Origin of the sequence: Massilicoli timonensis (assembly GCF_900199515.1) — a bacterium.
Lineage (GTDB): Bacteria > Bacillota_I > Bacilli_A > Erysipelotrichales > Erysipelotrichaceae > Massilicoli > Massilicoli timonensis.
In genome coordinates, this window is the sequence record NZ_LT963434.1 from 588,907 (window position 1) to 613,510 (window position 24,604).

21 protein-coding genes and 1 other annotated feature are annotated in these 24,604 nt (G+C 47.4%); of the genes, 5 read left to right on the plus strand and 16 right to left on the minus strand.

The genetic code is table 11. The features are described from left to right. Positions 1-117: 117 nt before the first annotated feature. Entirely contained in the window at positions 118-1,632 is a 1,515-nt protein-coding gene (locus C1712_RS13100; RefSeq protein WP_102267351.1) for a BclA C-terminal domain-containing protein, read from the plus strand. 82 nt (positions 1,633-1,714) lie between these two features. On the opposite strand, the gene C1712_RS04955 is transcribed toward C1712_RS13100, so the two are convergent. The 8 genes from C1712_RS04955 to C1712_RS04990 form a co-directional block, all read right to left on the minus strand. Further along, positions 1,715-4,303 carry an ABC transporter permease gene (locus C1712_RS04955; protein ID WP_102267353.1) on the minus strand — a complete coding sequence of 863 codons (2,589 nt, stop codon included), beginning with the start codon at positions 4,301-4,303 and terminating at the stop codon, positions 1,715-1,717. Then, positions 4,300-5,019: an ABC transporter ATP-binding protein gene (locus tag C1712_RS04960; protein ID WP_102267355.1), complete on the minus strand. Its 720-nt coding sequence runs from the start codon at positions 5,017-5,019 to the stop codon at positions 4,300-4,302. Before C1712_RS04960 ends, C1712_RS04955 begins: the two co-directional genes overlap by 4 nt. Positions 5,020-5,126: 107 nt before the next feature. After that, entirely contained in the window at positions 5,127-5,879 is a 753-nt protein-coding gene (locus C1712_RS04965; RefSeq protein ID WP_102269761.1) for an NAD-dependent protein deacylase, read from the minus strand. A 51-nt stretch (positions 5,880-5,930) separates the two neighbouring features. Then, positions 5,931-6,755: a hypothetical protein gene (locus C1712_RS04970; protein WP_102267357.1), complete on the minus strand. Its 825-nt coding sequence runs from the start codon at positions 6,753-6,755 to the stop codon at positions 5,931-5,933. Positions 6,756-6,911: 156 nt separating this feature from the next. Next, positions 6,912-7,724 carry a MetQ/NlpA family ABC transporter substrate-binding protein gene (locus tag C1712_RS04975; protein ID WP_102267359.1) on the minus strand — a complete coding sequence of 271 codons (813 nt, stop codon included), beginning with the start codon at positions 7,722-7,724 and terminating at the stop codon, positions 6,912-6,914. Between the two features lie 13 nt (positions 7,725-7,737). Next, positions 7,738-8,409 (minus strand): methionine ABC transporter permease, encoded by a 672-nt coding sequence (locus tag C1712_RS04980; protein WP_102267361.1) that lies wholly within the window; start codon positions 8,407-8,409, stop codon positions 7,738-7,740. Beyond that, positions 8,403-9,437, minus strand: coding sequence for a methionine ABC transporter ATP-binding protein (locus C1712_RS04985; RefSeq protein WP_102269763.1), 1,035 nt, complete (start codon positions 9,435-9,437; stop codon positions 8,403-8,405). Before C1712_RS04985 ends, C1712_RS04980 begins: the two co-directional genes overlap by 7 nt. A gap of 38 nt (positions 9,438-9,475) precedes the next feature. Next, positions 9,476-9,730: a binding site (T-box leader), on the minus strand. A gap of 135 nt (positions 9,731-9,865) precedes the next feature. Continuing rightward, positions 9,866-10,348 carry a DUF4352 domain-containing protein gene (locus tag C1712_RS04990; protein WP_180963080.1) on the minus strand — a complete coding sequence of 161 codons (483 nt, stop codon included), beginning with the start codon at positions 10,346-10,348 and terminating at the stop codon, positions 9,866-9,868. Positions 10,349-10,487: 139 nt separating this feature from the next. On the opposite strand from C1712_RS04990, the gene C1712_RS04995 reads away from it, so the two are divergent. Continuing rightward, a complete protein-coding gene (locus C1712_RS04995; protein WP_102267365.1) occupies positions 10,488-11,264 on the plus strand; it encodes an alpha/beta hydrolase in 777 nt (258 codons plus the stop codon). After that, positions 11,261-12,250, plus strand: a complete 990-nt coding sequence (gene add, locus C1712_RS05000) for an adenosine deaminase (RefSeq protein ID WP_102267367.1) — start codon at positions 11,261-11,263, stop codon at positions 12,248-12,250. Before C1712_RS04995 ends, add begins: the two co-directional genes overlap by 4 nt. A gap of 97 nt (positions 12,251-12,347) precedes the next feature. Here add and C1712_RS05005 read toward each other — a convergent pair whose 3' ends face one another. From C1712_RS05005 to C1712_RS05025, 5 genes are all read right to left on the minus strand, one after another. Then, on the minus strand, positions 12,348-13,688 hold the full coding sequence (locus C1712_RS05005; protein WP_102267369.1) for an MATE family efflux transporter: 1,341 nt from the start codon (positions 13,686-13,688) through the stop codon (positions 12,348-12,350). A 108-nt stretch (positions 13,689-13,796) separates the two neighbouring features. Then, positions 13,797-15,479 carry an O-antigen ligase family protein gene (locus C1712_RS05010; RefSeq protein WP_102267371.1) on the minus strand — a complete coding sequence of 561 codons (1,683 nt, stop codon included), beginning with the start codon at positions 15,477-15,479 and terminating at the stop codon, positions 13,797-13,799. A gap of 3 nt (positions 15,480-15,482) precedes the next feature. Further along, a complete protein-coding gene (locus tag C1712_RS05015; RefSeq protein WP_102267373.1) occupies positions 15,483-16,217 on the minus strand; it encodes an ABC transporter permease in 735 nt (244 codons plus the stop codon). 179 nt (positions 16,218-16,396) lie between these two features. Then, on the minus strand, positions 16,397-17,134 hold the full coding sequence (locus C1712_RS05020) for a carboxymuconolactone decarboxylase family protein (protein ID WP_102267375.1): 738 nt from the start codon (positions 17,132-17,134) through the stop codon (positions 16,397-16,399). A gap of 16 nt (positions 17,135-17,150) precedes the next feature. Continuing rightward, a complete protein-coding gene (locus tag C1712_RS05025; protein ID WP_102267377.1) occupies positions 17,151-17,690 on the minus strand; it encodes a flavodoxin family protein in 540 nt (179 codons plus the stop codon). Positions 17,691-17,862: 172 nt separating this feature from the next. On the opposite strand from C1712_RS05025, the gene C1712_RS05030 reads away from it, so the two are divergent. Continuing rightward, positions 17,863-18,750 (plus strand): LysR family transcriptional regulator, encoded by an 888-nt coding sequence (locus tag C1712_RS05030; RefSeq protein WP_102267379.1) that lies wholly within the window; start codon positions 17,863-17,865, stop codon positions 18,748-18,750. 113 nt (positions 18,751-18,863) lie between these two features. Here the strand turns inward: C1712_RS05030 and C1712_RS05035 are convergent, their stop codons facing one another. The 3 genes from C1712_RS05035 to C1712_RS05045 form a co-directional block, all read right to left on the minus strand. Then, positions 18,864-19,793, minus strand: coding sequence for a hypothetical protein (locus C1712_RS05035; RefSeq protein ID WP_102267381.1), 930 nt, complete (start codon positions 19,791-19,793; stop codon positions 18,864-18,866). Between the two features lies 1 nt (position 19,794). Further along, entirely contained in the window at positions 19,795-21,525 is a 1,731-nt protein-coding gene (gene thrS, locus C1712_RS05040; RefSeq protein ID WP_102267383.1) for a threonine--tRNA ligase, read from the minus strand. A gap of 305 nt (positions 21,526-21,830) precedes the next feature. Further along, positions 21,831-23,108 (minus strand): metal-dependent hydrolase family protein, encoded by a 1,278-nt coding sequence (locus C1712_RS05045; RefSeq protein ID WP_102267384.1) that lies wholly within the window; start codon positions 23,106-23,108, stop codon positions 21,831-21,833. Positions 23,109-23,306: 198 nt separating this feature from the next. On the opposite strand from C1712_RS05045, the gene eno reads away from it, so the two are divergent. Continuing rightward, positions 23,307-24,599 carry a phosphopyruvate hydratase gene (gene eno / locus C1712_RS05050; RefSeq protein ID WP_102267386.1) on the plus strand — a complete coding sequence of 431 codons (1,293 nt, stop codon included), beginning with the start codon at positions 23,307-23,309 and terminating at the stop codon, positions 24,597-24,599. The last annotated feature ends 5 nt before the right edge of the window (positions 24,600-24,604 follow it).

Consider the following 24,604-nt stretch of genomic DNA (forward strand, 5'->3'; position numbering starts at 1 on the left):
AGACGATTTTTCATAAAAAATCTACTGTAGACGCGTTTGATAGGCTATCCAACCTCGCAACTTTATTTTTACCTCATACAGTAAAGCAGCAGGATAACTGCGAAGGAGGTATTGCATATGAATCGTCGATGTGATTATATGGACTGCGGTTTTGAAACATGTGAGTGCTGTTCATCTTGTCCATGTCCCCCACATCACTGTGTAGGACCAACCGGGCCAACAGGACCACAAGGGCCAAGAGGACCAATGGGACCTAGAGGAGCAACAGGACCGATGGGGCCGATGGGACTGCGCGGAGCAACCGGTGCAACCGGAGAACAAGGAGCACAGGGACCATTTGGGCCACAAGGGCCGCAAGGAGAAACCGGTGCGACCGGAGCAACAGGCGCTACCGGAGCTACCGGAGCAACGGGTGCGACCGGAGCGATTGGACCAATGGGAGCACAAGGGGTTCAGGGTGTTACCGGACCAACCGGGCCAACAGGGGCAACAGGACCTAGCGGAGCAACCGGACCTGCAGGACCACAGGGAATCCAAGGTCCAACAGGACCAACGGGAGCGACCGGACCAACCGGCGTAGCTGGACCTACCGGAGCTACCGGTACAACTGGGCCACAGGGTGAACAAGGTGTGCAAGGCATACAAGGAGTGCAAGGCCCAACAGGGCCGACCGGGCCACAGGGCATCCAAGGTATTCAAGGCATAAGTGGTCCTGCCGGAGCTACCGGACCTACGGGACCAACAGGGCCACAAGGCATACAAGGAGCAACCGGTCCTACGGGGCCAACGGGAGCAACTGGACCTACCGGAGCTACCGGACCTGCCGGAGAACAAGGAATCCAAGGTTTTGCCGGCGTTACCGGTGCAACAGGTGAGATCGGACCGATCGGGGCAACCGGTCCTACCGGAGCTACTGGTCCTACCGGTACCACAGGGCCTACTGGAAGTACCGGACCGATCGGACCAACCGGTGTGACAGGCGCAACTGGACCACAGGGTATCCAAGGACCGACCGGTGCCACAGGAGCCACTGGAGCTACCGGTGTGACGGGCCCAACCGGGGCAACAGGTCCTACTGGTATAACAGGCGTAACTGGGCCTACGGGACCTACCGGAGCAACAGGACCAAGTGGCGCAACCGGAGCTACCGGTGCGACAGGTCCTAGCGGAGCAACCGGTGCAACGGGCGCAACCGGAACAGCCGGCAGCGGTTTGGTCGCTTATGGTGGAAAATACAATGCAACAGCGAGAACGATCCACCTTTCATCAGGTGTTCCGGAAACCTTGCCGCTTGCAGTTGCGATGCAGGCACACAACGTAACGCTTTCGCCGACTGACAGTCTGACCGTACAAACTGCCGGTGATTATGAAATCAACTATATGTTCAACGCATCATCAACTCTAGGCACCGTTGTTACCTTGGCGGTACGAAAAAACGGCACCAGCATCGTCAGCACACAAGAACGTCATTTACTTGCGGTCGGAGTGGAATCCATCTATTCCGGAAGCGTCATCGAACCATTGAATGCCGGTGATGTGATCACCATTTCAGTTTCTTCCCTGCTCTCTTTGAACCTCAATTTGGGAACCGGCGTCAGTGTTTCCCTGTCTATCAAAAAACTGAGCAGCTGATCGCTTCACACATCAATAAATACCCTGTATCCATTTCGATACAGGGTGTTTTCTGTTTGTTTAACTGCTTTTTTTCTTTTCCTTAGCCTTTTGCATGATAATAGTGCTTCATGCGATGATTCTGCACAATGATCCATAATGCACCGACGATCATCAAAACAAACACTGCGATAAATGCCAAATAACCATAGCCAGCCAGTTCATATACGCCGACCGCTCTTGCCAGCAGCATAAAGAACAGCCATTTTATTGGTACATACAGCACCAGCGCACAGACAAATGACAATAGCAGCGACAACATGACCCGCACCCAATTCCAGCTTCTGATAAAATAGGCGGAATAGCCGACTGCCTGCATAAAATACAGCTGTTTCTTTTTATGCATATGATCTTCCGCGATATTGGCGACGATCAAGATCACCAGCAGCAGCACCATCAAACTCATGACCGCCACCATGATCGAGAACGTTTTTTCCTGCACTTTCGCATTGGTTTCATTCAGCTGCTCTAACATCGCCGCATATGGCACATAGGAAATGCCTTCCTGCTTCAGCCACTGCTCGAAATCTTGATGCGCAACGCCTTCCTTCAGATTTACGATCGTACCGCCGCTCAGATCGCGCGTTACATCATTCTCAGCTAAGATATAGGGTTCTATTCCATCTTCATTTCTGAAAATACTGAAAGAACTGTAACCGTTGTTCAACAAAGAATCCGTATTGCCCTTGATATAGACCGAATTGCCCCCATTGGCATAGTAGCCGTAAGGAATATCATCATAACTCAGCGTTCCTTCGTTGATGCCGCTGACAATATCATGCTCATCCGCAAAAGCAGCGCCTTTCATATCCATGATCCTTCTTGATAAGACCACCTGCATATCCTTGTAATACCAGCCGTATTCAATGATAAACATCTCCGCCTTCGATGGGTAGGTGCCCGCATGCAGATCCACAAACGGCGCCATGTCATCGTAAATACGCATCAGCTTTGCCGGATAATACAGATAAACATTGATATCATCGATCTCACCGACTTTTTCTTTATAATATTTATTTTCAGCCGACAGATAGGAGATATCCTTGGCATAGTTTTCCTGCAATGCCGCATACTGCGCTTCATTCAGCCCGCCGATGGTATAGTCGAAATGAATGCCTACCGTCGTTTCGTTATACAGATTCGCCAAGCTTTGATAAGCATGATAAGTTAAAAGCAGACACAAGATCAAAAACGTCGATGCCAAGGTCGTACGCATCAATTTCCACTTGCTTGCGATCAGATCCCGCCATGCAAAAGCCGACAGCTGATGGCGAAAAGAAATGCGACGATGCACATGTCGCTGGATCGTCAGATCTTTTTCCTTCAGCGAATGGATCATATCCTGTTTCAAGAAGGAACAAAGCGTAATGATTGTAACGGCCATCAACAGCAAGCTGACGCCAACCGCCCCCGCCAGCGTAATACCGGCAATGCGCGGCGTCATTTGATAAAACGTCGATAAATACGGCATTTTATCCACACCGATCCATGCACAAACCATATCGATGACCGCCATGATGGAAACCGCGATTCCCATTAACACCAATATTTCAAACAGATACGCATAAATGATCTGCTTGCGTTTGACACCGCTGATGTTCATCAAAGCCAGTTTTTCTTTATCCTCATCTAACTGCCGTTTCAAGAAAGCATAAAAGATAAAGAAATCGGCGATCAGCAAAGCTGCCAACAATGTATAGCTCAAAAAGCGGAAAATGCTTTGCGACATGCTTTCCTGCATCAGCAAGGTATAAAACGGCTGGAATGAAATAAACGATCCGCCATCTACATTATAAGTATAAAGCGTCAATAATGTCGCCTCATCCTCCATGGAATAATTTTGATAATACAGCTGAAAGGTCTCATGATACATTTCATAAGGCTCTTCGATCTCCGTGATCTTGCCGTTTTCATGAATCTCACGGATCCGAACATTTGTTTCTACCTGATGCACCTTCGCCGTATCATAGTTGATAAAGCCCCAGTAGTCATGGTCGCTCAGTTCCTCATTCGACGCTTCAAACAGCTTCAGCGTATCCTGATCTTTTTCACTTAAGACGCCGGTGCGCGGGTCCTCAAAGATCGAAACGATCTGATAATCCGCATCCTGTGCTTCTCCGCCGGATACAGCGATCCGCTCTAACTGCTTGCCGATCACATCATCAAAATCATCGCTTAATGATTTCGCATAACGCTCATTGACCGCAATCTCATTGCCTTTTAACTGATCCAGCGCCTTTCCCTTCACTACGTGATAGCGATTTCTGCCCCCTTCATTCAAATAGCCTTCCAAGACACAATACTGTGAAGGAATCTCTTTTTCATCGATCCCTTTTTCGATCGCCGTTAAAAAATAATTATGTTCGTAATGGGCAATCAAATCAATTTCGTTGGTTTCATTAAACGTAGACAAATACTTTTCCAGCGTATAGATCGTTCTTTGGTCATTGCCGGCTGTATAAATGGTCGTATGCGGCGCTTGGATCGCATTCATCTGATCGATCATCGTTTCATTTTTCAAAGTGATCGTCGCACTGATCTGCATCGATAAAATAGTCAGCACAAAGATAACGACCAAAATGCTGTACTGAAAGATCCGTTTTTGATAGAGCGATTGAATGATCAGCTTCATACTTTATCCACCAGTCCTTGGATCACCTTTGTCTTATCCGGCAGCGTTCCCTCTAAATATTTATCATCTAAAAAGCAGCCCTTATCCATCACCAGGATACGGTTCCCATACGCCCCGATACCGGCACTGTGCGTTACCATCAGGATCGTCTGCCCTTTTTGATTCAATTCCGCAAAGATTTCCATGATTTCTTTAGCGCTGTACTTGTCTAAAGAAGCGGTCGGTTCATCCGCAAATAAGATCGCCGGATCATTCATCATCGCTCTGGCGATTGCCACTCTCTGTTTTTCTCCGCCTGATACATGCGCCGGATATTTATCCGCAAGATGCTCGATGCGCATCTGCTTTAACAGCGACATCGCTTTTTCATAACCGTCTTTTGCATAAAGCAGCCTTGTCATCGCTACATTTTCCAAGATCGTTAAGTTGTCGATCATATAGTTATCCTGAAAAATAAAGCCGAACTGATGTAAACGGATCGCTTCCATCTCTTTTCGCGTGGCCTGACTCAAATCTTTCCCATCTAATAAGATCTCCCCATCGCTCGCTTTCAACAATCCGCTGATGCAGTTGAGAAATGTCGATTTCCCACATCCGCTTTCTCCCATGATCACTGTAAACTCTCCATCATGGATCGTCAGCGAAATATCTTCCAGTACCGGAATTTCTTGCTTTTCGATCCGGTATGCCTTTTTCAAATGTTTTACTTCAATCAAGCTGAACCCTCCTCACCTCGCACATAATGTGTCGACTGGTTCTAGTCTACACCCATTCTAGGGAAATGTAAATTGCTTTCTGAAAATAACTTAAGGTTTTTCTCTTTTTATTCATATTCCGCTTTCAAACGTTCTGCGACTTCACCAAGCACTTTGCCGATCGGCTCATGAATGACCAACTGGGCAAGATGATCCGCACTTGTTTCATCACGATTGATCAAAACCAGATGTTTGCCCTTAAAATAGCGCAGTAAGCCGGCTGCCGGATAAACGACCAAAGACGTTCCGCCGACGATCAACAGATCTGCCTGTGCAATTTCCCGCACCGCTGCTTCCCACACATCCTGATCCAACCCTTCGCCATATAATACGACCTCCGGCTTGATGATCGAGGAACAATGACAGCAGCGAGGAATCTGACCGCGTTGTGCATACACCTCTTCTAGCGTATAGAAAGCATGGCAGTGCATACAACGATTGCGATGCACGCTTCCATGCAGCTCTAATACCTTTTTACTTCCTGCTTTCTGATGCAGGCTATCAATATTCTGCGTGATGATCGCGCTTAGCTTTCCGCTTTCCTCTAAATAAGCCAGCGCCTTGTGCGCCGCGTTGGGAAGCGCATGAGGATAGATCATCTCATGAAAATAATAGTCGTAAAACGTCTGCGTATGCGCCATGAAAAAATCATGAGAAAGCATGACCTCAGCCGGATAAGGATATTTGTTCTGCTGATAAAGACCGTCGCTGCTGCGAAAATCCGGTATGTCGCTTTCCGTAGAAACCCCGGCACCGCCGAAAAATACGATGCGTTTTGCTTCTTTTATCCATTTGCATAATTGCTTGCTTTCTGCTTTCATCGTTTTCACCCTTTCTGTTCCTTGCCTTTTTGAAAAAAGGACCGATGCCGATCAGTCCTTTGTTGACGCTTCCTCATTTGGCGTATCGCTTTCTTCCTGATCCGGATCTTGGTGATCATCGCCTTCACTGCTTTCCACCCGCTCATAAACAAATTCTACCCGGTCATTGAAGCTCTGTGCGACCTGTTCAAATACATAGCGCACATCAAAGCCATACGATCCGCTCGCAAGTCCTTCCGCACGAATGCGATAAGTCGCGGCCGCATTCACATAAATGCCCTCTTTGCCCTCCTGCACATTCGATACAAACTCCACCTGCCATGCAGCGCTGCCGCTGTTCATCAGATACAGCTTCGGCACCTCGATGGCATCATTTTCATAATATTTATAATGGAAGGTTACCTCCACCCCGTCATCAATATGCGTGATCTCCTGTCTTGGGCTTAAGATCTTCGGTATCTGCACCTGCACATTTTTGCTTAACACCTCTCCATTATCCAAAGTCGCCTGCAAAGTGAAAGGCACATTTCCATAAAACTGATAGACGCCCAAAGGCATCTCAAAGTAATTCAAAGAAGTGACATCCGCTAACTTGTTTTCATTGCAATACAGCTCCAGCGCACTCACTTTTGCTTCGCCCTGGGTAATCGTCCAAGATACTCTCACCGTATTGCCGCTCTTGAAATCCGCGCTCAAATAAGAAATCTCGGTCGCTGTTTCGCTCTCCTTTGGCGGCGTCGGCGTCGGATCGCTTTGTGTTTCCTTCGGCGAAGATGTCAATAAGTGATAAATGCCCAATCCCAAAGTAACACATACGATAATCGAAAGTAAAAGAACAAACATGAAATTCTGTTTCAAAAACTTCGTTACTTTCAATCTGATCAACCTCCGCTTCTTTTACCATTATACTGTTTTTTCTTTTATAACTCCATAGAAAAAAACAATTTATTCCCAAAAGCCTTTTTCTTAGCATGGCCATAGATAAAAAAAAGATACCGGACTTGCCTGATCCCGTATCTTTCTTTTACTTGCTTATTTGCTTGGCACAACGGTTCCGTTAAAAGTATCGTTGATATACTGCTGGGTCTTCTCGCTTTTTAAGATTTCCACCAGCTTCTTGACGTTTTCATTGTCTTTGTCTTCCTTGCGCACCGCTACGATATTGGCATATGTGATGGCCGCTTCATCTTCTTTATCTTCGGTTACGATTACTTTATCGATGATATCGGCGTCCAGTGCATAATTGCCGTTGATGACCGCAAAAGTGACAGATTCCAGCTGACGCGGCAGCTGAGATGCTTCAATTTCCTGAATATCGACATTCTTCGGATTTTCCACGATATCCAGTTTTGTGGCTTTGACGCCTACTCCCTCTTTCAGTTTGATGATGCCGTATTTTTCTAACAGGAGCAGTGCCCGCGCTTCATTGGTCGCATCATTTGGCACGGCGATGACATCGCCTTCATTTACATCATCTAATGAAATCGACGTTTTGCCTGCCGGATCCATCGCATAGATGCCAAGAGGCTCATAGTGGATCGCTCCTACGGAAACCAGATCACTGCCGGCATCTTCATTATAGCCGTTCAGATAAACTTCATGCTGGAAATAGTTGGCGTCCAAGCTGCCTTCATCAAGCGCCGCATTGATCTTCGTATAATCAGTAAATTCTTTGATTTCCAACTGGATGCCTTCCGCTTCCAGATCATCCTGCACAAACTTTAAGATCTGTGCGTGCGGAGCCGTCGTAGCGCCGACAACCAACGTATTTTCATCCTTTTCCTCACTTCCGCATCCACTTAACACAAGCAGGGCGCATAATGCACCAAATACAAATTTTTTCATCTTTCCTTCCTCCTTAATGTGTTGTCTTTTTTATGATTAGATCGCCGATCACCTGAATCAGGGAGACGATAATCAATATAATGATGACGATGACAAGCGTGACATCATCCATGTAGCGGTTATAGCCATAGCGAATCGCCATATCGCCTAAGCCGCCGGCACCGATCGCACCGGCAATGGCCGTTAAGCCGACCAATGAGATCAAAGTGATCGTAACCGCTCTTACCAGACTTGGTACGCTTTCCCTTAAATAAACACGGGTAATGATATCCCAAGTCGATAGTCCCATTGCCTGACTGGCTTCGATCAAACCGCTGTCAACTTCCCGAAATGCACTTTCGATCTGGCGGGCAAAAAAGGGAATCGTGCCTAAGATCAAAGCCGGATAGGCGCCTTTTACACCGATCGAAGTACCCATGATCAGGCGGGTCGGACTCGCCATGACCGCGATCAGGATCACAAAAGGGATCGAACGGAATAAATTGATAAACAGATCGACAATATTAAATAAGATGCGATTTGGCTTAATACCGTCCTTGCGGCTGACCACTACGCTCATCGCCAGTACCAGGCCTACCAAAAACGCGATCACGCCCGGGATAAAAATCATCTTTAATGTATCGATGATCGCTGTGGGAATTTCCCCTGCGATCTGACATACATTTGGAAAATACTGTTCTAACATGATCGAATCACCTCTACTTCCACCCCTTTTTCATGCAGACACTGCATCGCATGCGTAATACCGACGCTGGAGCCTGAAAACACCACGACCAGCGAACCGATCGGCTTGTCTTTTAATACTTCGATATTGCCGAAGATAATATTGGAATCCACTCCGTATTCTCTTGAAATCTTGGAAATGAGCGCCTGTGAGGTATTGTCCGCATTGTAGCGAAGCATTGCCATCGTTTCCCCGCTTTTTAGTTCTGTCAAAGGATTGCCTTCCTCGATCAGCGTATAAATGCGATTGACCGAAGCTGCCATATTGACAAAATCCTGTGTCATCTTCTCCTTTGGCTTTGCGAAAATATCGACGATGCTTCCGGTTTCGACGATCACACCGTTTTCCATGACCGCCACTTCATCACAGATCTCTTTGATGACCGCCATTTCATGCGTGATGATGACGATCGTAATGCCGGTCTTGCGATTGATATCCTTTAACAGTGCAAGAATCGAATGCGTGATCTGCGGGTCAAGGGCGCTGGTCGCTTCATCACAGAGCAGAACGCTTGGATCACACGCCAATGCTCTGGCGATCGCCACCCGTTGTTTCTGTCCACCGGAGAGCTGCGAAGGATAGGCATATTTTTTATCCGCAAGGCCGACCAAGGCAAGCAGATCGTTTACCTTCGTTTCGACCTGCTGCTTCGATAACTTCTCATGCTTGAGCGGAAACGCGACGTTATCGAACACATTGCGCTGCCGCAGCAGATTAAAATGCTGAAAGATCATGCCCATTTTCCGCCTTTTTTCTCTAAGCTGCTTGGCATTTAACGTCATCAGATCCTCCCCATCTACCCAAACCTTCCCCGCGCTTGGCCGCTCCAGCAGATTCATGCAGCGAATCAGCGTGCTTTTCCCGGCGCCGCTGTAACCGATGATGCCAAAGATCTTGCCCTTTTCAATCGTCAGCGACACATCTTTTAACGCTTCCACACTGCCATGCTTGCTGGTAAATGTTTTTGATACATGCTCTAAGCGAATCATATCCATTCCCCTTTCCTTTACAAAAAAAGACCTTCATCACTAAGGACGAAAGTCTGACTTCGTGTTACCACCTTATTTCACCGCTTCCTCACAGAAACAGCCTCATCAAGTACGCCGGCATGCCGGTTATACTCTGTCGCTTTAACGGGCGAACCCGTCATAGTCTCAAGCATGCGCATTCGACTACGCAACTCCGGAACCATCTTCAACAAGTATCTGCTTTATGTGCTTGCACCAAATGCACACTCTCTGTAAAAACTGTCCTTGCCTACTTTTTCCTTCACAGTCTTTCAATGACCATATCTTACTCTACTTTAGAAAAGATGTCAATGCAAAGATGAAAAAATATTCATGAAACTTTTTTCAATAAATCACGCATTCCGCTGTCTGCCTGTTTCCGCTCAGCTCGCCATAGCCTGATCAAATGATCAAAGCCGTTCATTTCCATTAAAGCGATATTTCATATGATAGCTTTTGCCGACCGTATCATCATCAAAATATTCACTGTAGCACAATGCGAATTTCTTTACTTTTTTCGGGATGATAAAGACCAGCTTGCCCTTTCGCTGTTCCCCGGGGAGCAGCGTGTACTCATCGGGAAACTGTCCGTTTAAGCCAAACGCTTCCTCCGCTTCATAGGCTTCCATCTGATCGCAGCGAATCAACAGATCATCCTGATACATGCGAAAGGGCCGGCCGCTGATATTGGTGATCGTCATGTCGATGATCAGATACTGCGCCCGATCTTCGATCACATAGCCCATCAGCTTTTTCTCCACGATTTCCATATGATGAATTTTCAGATCGAAAAACTGGGTCTGGATCTCATTTTTCATGGCGGGATTCGGACAATAGTCATTGAGCAGGATCAAGTCCTTTCCACCGCCTGCTTTCTGTTTATATAATTCCATATCATCACTCCTTTCTTGCTCTATCGTACTAAAAAAAACAGAGGAATCCTGTTGAATCATGTCGGCTTCCCCGCTTTGCGATGTGAATTGTATTTCCTTTCAAAACAAGCTATAATGAAACAAAAGGAAGTGATGTTTGATGTTTGCCTTTTTACGCCGCAAAAGCGAACCGGCTGCCGAAGTAAAAAAAGTGCTGCTGACGATTCATGGCTATGGACGCAGAAGAAGCCGTGAATTTGATAACCTTGCCCTTTGGGGCAGTGAAGACCAGATGGAGATCATCCAGTTTGACCTGTTCGATCTCTATGATGAAAAAGACAATGACTGGATGCTTTGGGCCGCAAGAGCGAAAAAGACCTGTGAAGATTATATCCGCAAGGGCTATGTCGTCGATGTCGTCGGCTTTTCCATGGGCGGCGTCATTGCCGCTTATGTGGCAGCCACCTGTGAAGTGCATCGGCTGATCTTATTGGCGCCGGCCTTTCATTATTTGAATTTTGATAAGATCTATACGGCGATCACCAAGCAGGCAAGCCGCTTTTTCAGCAGTGAAGAAAATAAAAGCAGCAGTGAGATCGTCCTGCCGGCTTCTTTTGACAATACGTTTGCCAGCATTGTCAAGGGATTAAAGAAATATATCGCACATGTGCAGTGCCCGGTATTGTTGCTGCATGGTGATCAGGATGAGGTCATTGCGGTGCGCAGTTCGATCTGGGCATATGAACAGATCCCACATGCGCGAAAACAGCTGTTTTTACTGCATGGTGGGACGCACCGGCTGCTTATGGATCCGCAGGTCGGATACAGCGCTTATCAGCTGATCTGCGCTTTTGTTGCGGGCAAGCTCATTCCGGATCGGGAAATTACCTTCGCTCCTGATCCATTAGCGGAAATGTGCAAGGAGGAAGAACAATGAAAAAAGTAGAACTGCATGTGCATATCGATGGCAGCGTCAGAGTTCACAGCGCATGGGAAATGGCGCTGGAAAGAGGACTGCATTTGGCAGAAAACGAAGCGGATTTTCAAAAGCTGATGCAGGTAAAAGAGGACTGTACGTCCTTAGCGGAGTATCTGGCATGCTTTGACCCGGTATTGGCGATCTTGCAGGATCCCGATGCGATCTATCGCTGTACGTATGAACTGATTGAAGATCTGGCAAAGGATGATGTGATCTATGCGGAAATCAGGTTCGCCCCGGCCCAGCATACCAAAAAAGGTGCCTCTCAGGAAGCGATCCTGCAAAGCGCGTTGCGAGCGATCGAAGATGCCCGTCATGACTTTCCCGCTATTCGCGTCAATTTGATCCTGTGCATGATGGTACTGAAAGATTTTGCTTTTACCCAGGCCGATAATGAAGAAACGCTGCGCTTGGCGATCGCCTATCATCAAAAAGGCGTATGCGCTCTGGATCTGGCCGGAGCGGAAGGTGCAGTGCCGTTAAAAGCCTATATGCCGTATTTTATGGAAGCGAAATTAAATGCGCTGCCTTATACGATCCACGCCGGTGAAAATCCTTACCCGCAGCATGTGGAAACAGCATTGATCATGGGTGCCAAACGGATCGGGCATGGAATCGCGGCGGCAATGGATCCTTATGTCATGAAACTGTTAAAGGAAAAGCAAGTGCCTTTGGAAATCTGCTTCAGCAGCAATCTGCATTCACAGGTCGCCAAAGCAGACACCCATCCTTTTCGCACCCTGCTTGATCATGGCATTGCGGTAACGATCAATACCGATAACCGCACCATTTCCAATACGACCTTGGCAAAAGAATACGAATTATTAAAAAAATATATGGGATGCAGCGAGGAAGAACTGCGCGCATGCAATCACACCGCCATTCAAAACGCCTTTCTGTCACCGGAAGAAAAGGCCGCATTACATCAGCAGTTGGACGCATGAGTTTTCCCATACGACTATCGCTTTACGATCAAATCTTTGAAAGAACCGGTCTGCCTTTTTGATGTGCAGCGTGTCTTTTCAAAGATTTTTTTATGGCTTAATCGGTACGCAGCGACTTCATGAAGTAAAGCACCGGCAGACAGATGAACAGTGAAACAAGCGTAGCGGCAGGTGCGGCCAGCCCCATATGATAAAGATCGCTGCCCGCTGTTTTCGATAAGAGATAAGTAAGCGGAATGCGAATGACAAAGGTTGCCACCATGCTGTGCGCAAACGCGATCAATGAGAGGTTGCAGCTGGAAAAGTAAGAATTCATGCAGAATACAAAGCTTACTAAGATACAGTCGATGGAATATGACATCAAATATCTCGCACTGGCTTCAATGACTGCCGGATCAGCGCTGAACAAAGCGGTGGCGCATGTCGGCATGAGCTGGGCAAACAGACAAAAGCACACCCCGAACACAAGAGAAAAACCGATGCCATACCAGAGTATGTGAAATGCTCTTTTTCTTTTTCCCGCACCGATATTGGTGGCGCTCATCGTCGCTACTGCAGAAGCAAAAGAACTTGGCGGCAGCATCGCAAACACGATGATCTTTTCCACGACGCCGACCGCGGCGCTGGCAATCAGTCCCATCGTATTGACGATTGCCGTAATGACCAGAAAGCTCACATTGACCAGTGCGTCCTGCAAGGCAAGGGGAAAACCGACGATCAAGATCCGCCCCAGCTCTGCACGATACAGCCGGAAGTGCCGATGGGATAGTGGAAAACCCAATCCCTTTTTCATCATGTAAAACAAAGAAACAACAAAGCTTGCGCCCTGCGCAATGATCGTCGCCGCCGCAACGCCGGCTGTCCCCATGTCCCACATACCGGTAAATACATAATCCAATACGATATTGATCAAGCATGCCAAAGCGATAAAATACATTGGAGAACGGGAATCGCCGATGCCGCGAAAAATCCCGCTGACCGCATTATAGCCGATGATAAAAGGGATCCCGCATGCACAGATCGTCAAATATACCAGCGTATCGCTGATCGCTGCCGGCGGCGTTTCCATAAACCGCACAAGATCTTCACTGATCACATACATAAGCGGCGTCAAACAAAGCGCAAGCAAGAAAAATAAGAGCGCCGTCGTTCCCACCGCGCGGCCGGCGCTTGCATCGTCTTTTTCGCCGATCTTACGGGCGATCAAAACCGTAGACCCCATAGAGATTCCCAAAATGATCCCGGTGATCGTCTGCATGAGCTGTGAACCGATCGCAACTGCCGAAACCGCCTCACTGCCGCTGAAACGCCCTACGATAAATAGATCCGCAGCGCCATATAACGCCTGTAAGAAGCTGGAAAGCAGAAACGGCAAAGCAAACTTCAACAGCGTAACGCCGATTTTCCCCTCTACTAATTCCCAACGCATTTCATTCATTCCTCCGATCCTTACAAAAAAACCGGACAGACAGTGTCTTCCACCATCTTATCCGGTATCTTGATACCCTCCGATGTGATCTCATCCTAACATGTTTCCTCAAAATTGTCAATCGCTGAGCGAAATGCTCATAATCGGCAAGTGCGCACCGATCATCTCGCCGATCTCCGCTTCGGCAATCGCATACAGCTCTTCCGCCATCTTTTGTTCATAAGCACGCGCTTCTTCTTTTTCTACATGCAGGGCATAGCTTGCTTCATAGATCAGTGAGAAAGCGACACCTGCGGTAAACTTGATGCACAGCGTATAAGCATCGTCACATTCCCGCCGCAGCACCTGTGCGCACACCGCTTCATCCGATACAGACGTTTCATAATGAATGTGCAAAAGGCGATAAGACAACAGTTCAAACGCATAGCTGGAACGCTGTAATCTGGCCTTGCGATTTTGATTGATACAGAAAAGATACCCCAGCATGATCCAAAACAACAGTGCTGACAAAGAATAATCATATAAGACCCCATAGTCCAGCATGCTGCCGGCAAATTCCACCGATACCATTGCGCTCATCAACAAAACGATGAAATAACCGGGCGTAAAGGCATAACGGCGCAAATTCTCAAGCATGCGTACCAGCGCCTGTCCCAAAAAGATCATAAAACACAGAAAACCCAATGTACCCGATACGACCAGCACTTCTAAAAACAGATTGTGCGCATGGACGATCGTACTGCCCGCAAAAAGACCGTCTGCGTAAAACATCTCCTGTCCCATGCGCTGAAAATTATTAAGACCGATGCCGGTGATCGGATGCGCACGATAAAGACGGTAAGCATCATAATACAGTTCCACGCGGCGTGAAGAAAGATCATTTGCCAGATGGTAGATCGCTTTCGCATTGCCGATCGGATCCTCTTTGATCATATAAACCAGCTCCACGACATCATCAAAGGCAAAACGGCTTTCTTCCTTGAACACCGCTCCCTGTAACTGAGGAATCACAAACAAGCCCGCTTTGACGGCCTGCCCGCCAAACATCGCCAAAAAGCCGACACAAAATGCGATCAGCACATTGCTTATGCGCCGATAATCCCGGCGTTTGAACAAAATATAGTAAACCACCACCATCAACAGACAAAGCAGGATCAAAAAGGCGCTGCGGCAGTTGCTCAACAGCACATAGGTGCCCTGTACAATGAGATTCGCCAGATGAAAATAGGGAAAACGGCTTTTCAAATAAAGCAGCAGCAGGCTGCCGCAAATGCTCATGCAAGCTAAAAACGCCGCCGGATTGCAGTTAAAATAAACACCGAACAGCCGATTCCCTACAAGCCCAAACACCGCACCATTGCGCGTCCATGAGATATTGAACAAAAACGTCAATAGTGACAAAAAAGAAGCGAGAAAGCTCAGCACACAAACCAACTTCAAGATCCGGATCATCTCTTGACGCATTTCATAGATCCGCCGCCCTTTCTCCTGTGCGAATGCCAGCAGAAAGATCAAGCCCTGCAAAAGCAATAACAGAAAGGAACGTGTTTCACTGTAAGTGCTTGTAAAAGTGGAAAACGCCGCGCACAGTAAAAACAGCAGCAGCCATGTCACACTGTAATTTCTGCCATCCAGTTTGCGGTGATACCACTCGTATCCAAGCAGCAGCACCCCATAAGGAATCAAGACATAATAAGCCGGATGCTGCGGCAGTCCTAAAAAAGCAAGATTTAAGGTTTGTATCATATATAAAACCACACATACATAGCGATATGTGCTGCGACAAAACAGTTTTTCCATGCCTTACTCCTTTCGCTTTTTCCAAAGCAAGCGCAGTCCATGCTCCAACAGCACCAATAAAATAATGAGCCAGATCGTCCATGCAAATACTTCCGCCATTTCAATGTTCAGATAGCTCCATTGCAGTTTTTTACCGATCCCATCCGGCACTTGTCCTAAGATTTCCGCCATGACCCCTACCTTAAAGGCCAAGCCGATGCCGCTTTCATAGCTCGCTGCTAAATAAGGCTTTAACAGCGGCAGTTCTACCTTTACGATCTGACGCCATAGTGATTGCGGATACAGGATCATCACTTCCCGCAGGCTTTGATCGATTGCGTCAAGCCCATTTGTAAAGCTGCTGTAAAAAGAAGGGAATAAAACAAAAAACACGATGATCATCACACTGATTTCTCGGTTGAACCAGATCAAGATCAACAAGATAAACGAGATATTGGGCACGCTTTTCAACAATGTGATGAGCGGCGCAAGATAATCCCGCAGCCATTTCATATGACCGGTAACAAGCGCCAAGACAAGCGCAGTGCCATAAGAGATCACAAAGCCGATCACACAGCGCGACAAGGTCATTATGATCGCCTGATAAAAGGCGGCGTTTTGCAGCTGACAAAGCATGACCTTACCTACGGCAAAAGGGGAAGGAAACAAAAAATGTCGATTCAGCGCATAGGCAAGCAGCCACCATAAAACAAGCAAAATAACGATGCCGCCTAGTTTTCGATAATCGCTTTTCCGCATTTCCTTCACCTCTCTTTATTTTTTGTATTATACCATGATTTAGCCGGTTGTACCATTTTCACCTCATAACGCCATCACTTTTTCAGACAATGCCGCAAGAAAATAAAAAAGCACAGAAGGATCGATCGTTTCCGTGCTTCTTGTCTCTATCGTCTGCTCAAACGATGCGCATGCCTGTTTTACAGCTGATCGTATGCTTCATCGCTTACCGGTTCACACCATTCATTGCTTGTTTCCTCACCTGGTACTTCTATCGCAATATGGCTGAACCATGCATCTTTTTTTGCCCCATGCCAGTGCTTGACATTTGCGGGGATCGTAATTACCATGCCGGGTTCCAGACTAATCGCTGCTTTCCCTTCTTCTTGATACCAGCCCTGTCCATCTACGCAGACCAAGATCTGTCCGCCGCCTTTTTTCGCCAAATGGCGATGCCAGTTGTTGCGCGCACCCGGCTCAAAAGTAACATTTGCCAGAAACAGGGAGGTGTTTTGCGGATCGGTCAGCGGTTTCAAATAAGAATTGCCGATAAAATACTGCGCATAAGCATCATTCGGTTCGCCCAAACCAAACAAGCCGCCATGTTCCTCGTCTTCTTCATCCGCATAGATTTCCTTTGCCATATGGAATACTGCCCACGCATTCGGCCAACCGGCGTAAAAAGCGGCATGAGTAATGATTTCCGCCATTTCGCTCTTGGTAATGCCGTTGCGCTTGGCGTTCATGATATGATAACGCAAAGAATCATCAACCATGCCTTTTCCCATAAATACGCAGATCGTTACCAAGGAACGATCCCGCAAAGAAAGCCGATCTTCTCTGCTCCATACTTCACCGAATAAAACATCGTCGTTTAACTGCGCAAACTTTGGGGCAAATGTTCCCAAAGCATCTCTGCCTGCTGTCTGTTTTTCCATATCTGTTTCCTCCTTCTTACACTGCTTTTCCCATCTCATAAGCCTTCTGCATGGCTGAATGGGAAATGATCTCTTTTGGTCCATTCACACCGCCGCCGAAAACAACACCGGATAAATGGGCTTTTTCATAGCATTCGATCCATCCTTCTAAGCCGTTTACCACGCGTTTCCACACATGATTGCCGTCCTCCGCCGCCGTCATGATCAAATAAATATCAGAAAACGCATAAGTATCGGTATAAAGCGGATTAGAACGATCTAAGAGCGTCTTCATCTGCCCACACATCTCATAATAATAGACCGGTGTCGCAAACACCAATACATCTGCTTGCTTCATCTTGCCAAGGATCCAAGCCATATCGTCCTCTATGACACACCGGTTGTTTTTCACGCAGGCCAAACAGCCCTTACAAAAATAGATCTGCTGATCACGCAAAGTGATTTTTTCAACGAGATGACCGCTTTCGCTTGCTCCCTGCGCAAAACGATCGGCCAATAATTCAGAATTGCTGCCGATACGCGGACTACTAGAAAGAATCAATACCTTTTTCTGCATGTCGCACACCTCCTTTACTTTTCATTATAACTTCTCGTTTAATTATGTCTATTGCCTATTACACATATCTAATTATGCTTGAAACAAATAACTGTTTTCTGCTATGATAAAAAAGAAAGGAGCCCTTATCAGGAATCGAACACATGAGTCCTTTACATTTGGGAAAAACGCTATGGAACTTCGTGTATTAAAGTATTTTGTGGAAACCGCACATGAAAAAAGCATGACCAAGGCAGCCGCAAATCTGCATGTAACGCAGCCGACCTTATCGCGCCAGTTAAAAGCGCTGGAGGAGGAACTGGGACAAAAGCTGTTTGTGCGCAGCAATTATCATATCAATTTGACCGAAGAAGGAAAACTGTTATTAAAACGTGCCGAAGATATTTTACAGATCGCAGATAAGACCAGTGAAGAATTTGCTTCGATGCAGAGCTTTCAAGGCGGGGACATCTATATCAGCTGTGCTGAATCAGAAGGCATCGCCTATCTTGCCAAAACGATCAAGCAGCTGCGCAGCCGCTATCACAACATCCGTTTTCATTTATACAGCGGCAATGCCCAAAGCGTAAATGAACGCCTTGATCAAGGACTGCTGGATTTCAACTTCATCGTACAGCCGCTTGAAACGGCCAAGTATGAAAGCCTGATGATCCCTTTTCGTGATACTTGGGGGCTCATCATGCGCAAGGACGCTTTGCTTGTCGCAAAACAGACGCTTACCTTAGATGATCTGACCGATTTGCCGTTAATTGTCTCACGGCAAGGCATCGCCAATGAAATCCCGTCATGGCTCAAACAAAAACAAGATCAGTTGAACATTGTCGCTACCTATGATCTGATCTACAATGCCGCCATTCTGGTAAAGGAGGGCATCGGCTATGCGCTCAGCTTCGATCATCTGATCCATACCGGCACTGACAGCATCCTCTGTTTTCGCCCCTTTGATCCGCCGATCACTTCCACGATGCACCTCGTCTGGAAAAAGAACCAGATCCTTTCAAAAAGCGCACAGCTGTTTTTGGCAGAACTAAAGCAGCTTTGTGAACAAGCTCCTTTGTAGTTTCAAAATGCTTCAGCTGCTTCCCACAGCGAATCAAACACTGCTATTATGAAAAAAAAGGACATGAGGTGTCCTTTTTCATTGGTCGAACATGCTTGACAAAGCGTATTCACTTATTGCCTGCTCAACATATCTTCACTGTAAGTAACCTGAAACAGTGCTAAAAAGCTGCTCAGATCCTCTTTCAGATCTTTTGCCGGCACATAATGAATGTTCTGCCGCTCCCATGTTGCCAGCGCGATCGAAGCGTTTGGCATACCGATCATTTCCATGTCTGCTTCTTCCAGCATTTTTTTCAGCGTTTGGCGATCCTTTGCACTTTGATTGCTGAAGGTATCCAACTGCTCGATCAGCTCCTTGCAGGCTTCCTCCCTGCCTTCTTTTATGAACAGCGCTGCCTGTGGATAACCGTATGGATTGGTCATCTCATGCGTTTCTAAATACATGGTCTGTAAATCGGCGATGATCTGCAAGTCGATCCCGTTTTCTTTTCCTTTGGCAATCGTTGCGCTCGCCGCCGGTTCCGCCATTAAACCGACATTTGCTTTTTGGGCAAGCAAAGCAGCCTGTACTTCATTGACCGCATTGTAATAAGTAACCTGCAAAGGCAGCGTATCCGGATCGATCGTATTTTTCAAGATCATGCCCGGTACCGCCGCTTCGCCAAATGCCGCCAGTACGCCGCTTTCCTGCAAGGCATCCGGATTTGTTCCTACCAGATATAAATTGCCCCAGGTAAGCACTGCGTTCAAAGCATAGCTGCTCTTTCCTTCCGCAAGCAGCTTTGTCCCGGTATTGATCGGGGCGACGATGACATCATACATACTGTCCGTTCTGGCTAATTCCGCTGTGATCACATCGCTTCCCTGTACGGTCTCGATATCATAATTCCCATAAAGCGGCAACAGCGCCAATGCCGGTGCACCGCTCGGCGCTAAGATCATGAGCGGTTCTTGATCTTTCTGCACGGTTTCATTTGAACCTCTATTCGCGCATCCCGCTAACAGTAAAAGTGTTAAAAGCAAGCCTTTCATCCATTTCATTTTATCGTTTTTCCTCTACTTCCCGTTGCAGCAGCTCCATAAATTCATCCAAAGGCATATTGAGCGAATCCTTTGAGCCAAGCCGGCGTAGGGTAACGCTGCGGTTTTCACATTCGCCATCTCCTACAACGACCTGTAACGGCACTTTACGGATCTGTGCTTCACGGATACGATAACCTAATTTTTCATTGCGCGCATCTAATTTGCTTCTAAAACCTGCCGCGCTCAATAAATTCTGCACTTCATTCGCATAGTCGATATGCTTTTCCCAATGCACCGGTACCACCGCTACCTGCTGCGGCGCCAGCCAAAGCGGGAATTTGCCCGCATAATGCTCAATCAAGATGCCGATAAAGCGTTCCACCGAACCGAATACGACCCGATGCAGCATGACCGGTCTTACCTTCTTGCCGTCATGATCCACATAAGTGAGATCAAAGCGTTCCGGCAAATTCATATCCAGCTGGATCGTACCGCACTGCCATACGCGTCCCAAAGAATCCTTGATATGGATATCCAGCTTCGGTCCATAGAAAGCGCCGTCGCCCTCATTGATCTTATAATCCTTGCCTGCCGCCTTACAAGCGTCTGCCAGCGCTTTTTCACTGCGATCCCAGATTTCTATGCTGCCGATGTATTTTTCTTTCGGACGGGTGCTCAGCTCGATGTCATACTGTAAACCGAATATCGAATAGATCCGATCGATCAAACGGATGACACCGACCACTTCACTTTCGATCTGATCAGGACGCATGAAGATATGCGCATCATCTTGGGTGAACGTACGCACGCGAAACAAGCCGTTCAATGCGCCGCTGGCCTCATGACGATGCACTTGTCCAAGTTCGCCCATACGGATCGGCAGATCTTTATAAGAATGCAGACCGTTTTTATAAACGAGCATGCTGCCGGGACAATTCATCGGCTTGATCGCAAACTCTCGATCATCTACTTCGGAAGTATACATATTTTCTTTATAATTATCCCAATGTCCGCTCACTTCCCAAAGCTCACGGCTCATCATGATCGGTGTTTTGATGAACTGATAGTGTTCTTTGGTATGTTCTTCATACCAAAACTGCTCTAAGATATTGCGAATGATCATACCGTTCGGTAAAAGAAACGGCATGCCCGGCGCATATTCGCTCATCATGAACAATTCCATCTCTTTGCCCAGCTTTTTATGATCGCGCTTTTTCGCTTCTTCTAACGCATACAGGTGTTCTTCCAGCGCTTCCTTGCTCTCAAAGCAGATTCCATATACACGCTGCAATACCCGATTGTTCGCATCACCCTTCCAATAGGCACCGGAATGCTTTAACAGTTTGAAATGCTTTAACTGCTTGACGCTTTCCACATGCGGACCACGACAGAGATCCACAAATTCACCTTGACGATATACGGTGATCTCACCATCTTCCAAGCCCTCGATCAGATCCAGCTTGTAAGGATCATCATGGAACAGCGCCAGCGCATCCGCTTTGCTTAATTCTTCCCTAACGATCCGTTTGCCGTCTTTGGCGATCTTTTTCATTTCTTTTTCGATCTTTTCCAGATCCTCATCACGAATGACCGCATCTCCCAGATCCATATCATAGTAAAAGCCTTCCGATACGACCGGTCCTACCCAAAATTTCGTCTGTGGATACAGCCTTTTCACTGCCTGTGCCATCATGTGCGCGCAGGAATGATTGATTACGCTCAGTTTTTCATCTTGCTTAATATCGATCATATACATCCTCCTTATCACTGTGTCATAAAATAAAAACGCGATCTCTCGTCAAAGGACGAAAAATCGCGGTACCACCTTTGTTCATGAAACTTGTCATGCCCTCTTGTCTTTAACGCAGAACCTACGGTAATCCTTTTCAGGTACGACTCCAAGGGAGTAAGCGAACACATTTTTCAAAGGACTTTCACCAGCCGCCCTTCTCTCTGCATCAAATCATGCTGCCCATATCCTTTTCAACGTCTTGCCTTCTTTATACACCAAACATCCGGCTTTGTCAATCAGGAAGCTGTTTTTTTCATCAGGCATTATAAATAGCGGTCCAACTGTTCCTCTACCTGCTTGATCTTTTTTACTTTCGGCGCTTTGATGAGCTTTCCCCGCGTACAGACCATGCTGATGCTGCGCAAGGCGCTGAGATCTTCTAACGGGTTTTCCTTGGTTACGATGAGATCCGCTGCTTTCCCCGCCATGATGACCCCGGTCAGATCACCGATACCGGCAATGCGGGCATTGACCTGCGTTGCGCTGTGCAAAGCAAAGCGATTGGACACATCACAGTATTTATGGAAATAGTGAAGTTCTCGCCACATATCATAGTGCGTGACATAAGGACAGCCGGTATCTGTCCCCAGTCCTACCGGTATGCCCGCCTTTAAGCATGCCTTCGCACAGGCAATGATGCCTTCAAATACGATCTTGCCGTTATATTGCGCTGTTTGTGAAACATGACTGATTGAACGATCAAACAAAGCAAACGGCAGCGCCGGCGACAATGTAGCCACATGCGCCGCTTTATTTGACAAAAACAGCTCGATGCACGCTTCATCGATTTCCGCACCGTGTTCGATCGTATCCACACCGTTTTCCAGCGCCGCTTTCACCCCTTGCGGGCTTTCCACATGCGCCGCTACCGGCAGACCATGGCGATGCGCTTCTTCACACGCCGCCTTCACAAATTCACCCGGCATCTTCAAAGCGCCCGGTTCTCCCTTTTCCTTTGCATCCAGCACGCCGCCGGTGATCATCAGCTTCACGACATTGGGATGGGTTTTTATGATCGCACGCACATCCGCTATCACTTCTTCCACACTTTTCGCCTCGTATGCCAAAGAACCGGCCATATGTCCGCCCGGCACCGATACTGCCATATTAGAAGCTAAGATCCGCGGCAGCTCTTTGCCATGCTCGCTCATCTCTCTCACCGCGCTGTCAAAGTCGAGAATGCCGCCCATCGTACGGATCGTCGTAACACCGCTCATCAGCTGTTTCCGTGCGTTCGCCGCACATAAGCGTTTCGCCGCATAGCGAAACAATGCGTTGCTGCTTACCCATTTGACCAGTTTGATTGGATCGCTTTCTTTTTTCTTAGGCTTTCCGCCCGCCGGCAAATGCACATGCAAATTGATCAGTCCCGGCATCAGATACTGCCCCTTCAGATCAATGATCTCATAGCCCTGCGGTACCTGTTCATCTGCTATGATGTCCTTGATCCAGCTGCCTTCCGTTAAAACGATCTTGCCGCGCACCGGCTCCATGTCCTTTGTTCCATCTAATATGATTCCGTTGATCCATGCGTATTTCATCTTATGCACCTCATCTTTTTTTGTATTATAACATTGAATACGCGAAGAAACAAATCTGCTTATCGAAACCCTTTCCTGTTTATGGGATAAATACCTGTTCTTAAGGACATACTGTATATGAGTGGAAAAAGTCATTGGAACATGATAGGATAAATATTAGTTAGTTAAAACTAACAAAAAAAGAAAGGAAGGACTACTATGAAACCTTATATGATCGAAAACGTCATCGGGCGTGAGATCCTAGATTCTCGCGGAATCCCGACTGTTGAAGCACAGATCGTGCTGCAAGACGGCACCACCGCAAGAGCCAGCGTGCCAAGCGGCGCTTCCACCGGTGAATTTGAGGCGCTGGAGCTACGTGATCAAGATGCAGGACGCTATTTGGGAAAAGGCGTTATGAAGGCCGTACACCACATCAACCATGAGATCAAAGAAGCGATCAAAGGCATGGATGTTTCAGACATTTATGCGATTGACGCGGCGATGCTTGCCTTGGATGGCAGTGAAGACAAGATCCATTTAGGCGCAAATGCCATTCTGGCTGTTTCTTTGGCCTGTGCCAAGACCGCTGCGAAAGCTTATCATCTCCCGCTTTATCGCTTCATCGGCGGGATCAATGCCAACCGCATGCCGCTGCCGATGATGAATATCTTAAACGGCGGGGCCCATGCCGCCAATACTGTCGATATTCAGGAGTTTATGATCATGCCGATCGGCGCATCAGATTTTCAGGAAGGACTGCGCTGGTGTGCGGAAGTCTTTCAAACTCTGAAAGCGATCTTGAAAAAAGACGGACACATTACCGCTGTCGGTGATGAAGGCGGCTTTGCCCCAAACTTAAAGAACGATGAAGAAGCGATCGAATACATCTTAAAAGCGATCGAAGCAGCCGGTTATCGGGCGGGCAGTGATTTTGCCTTGGCATTAGATGCGGCCGCCAGTGAATGGAAAAGCAAAGACGACGATGCTTATTTTCTGCCGAAATCAAAAATACGCTATACCAGCGAACAGCTGATCGAACGCTGGGAACAGCTGGTACAGTCTTATCCGATCATTTCGATCGAGGACGGGTTAGATGAAGAAGACTGGGAAGGCTGGCAAGAATTAACGAAACGCTTAGGCAAGCAGATCCAGCTGGTAGGCGATGATCTGTTCGTCACCAATACCAAGCGATTAAGCAAAGGCATCAAGCAGCACTGTGCCAATGCGATCTTGATCAAGCTGAATCAGATCGGTTCTTTGTCAGAGACGATGGAAGCGGTGAAGATGGCACAGGAAGCAGGCTACCGTGCGATCATTTCCCATCGCTCCGGTGAAAGCGAAGATACCACGATCGCCGATCTGGCAGTCGCACTCAATACTTCTCAGATCAAGACCGGCGCGCCAAGCCGCAGTGAACGCGTGGCGAAATACAATCAGCTGCTGCGCATTGAGGAAGCACTGGGCGAGCATGCAATCTGCTTAAAGGAAAAAGCCGTTGCCAACCGTTGATCCTC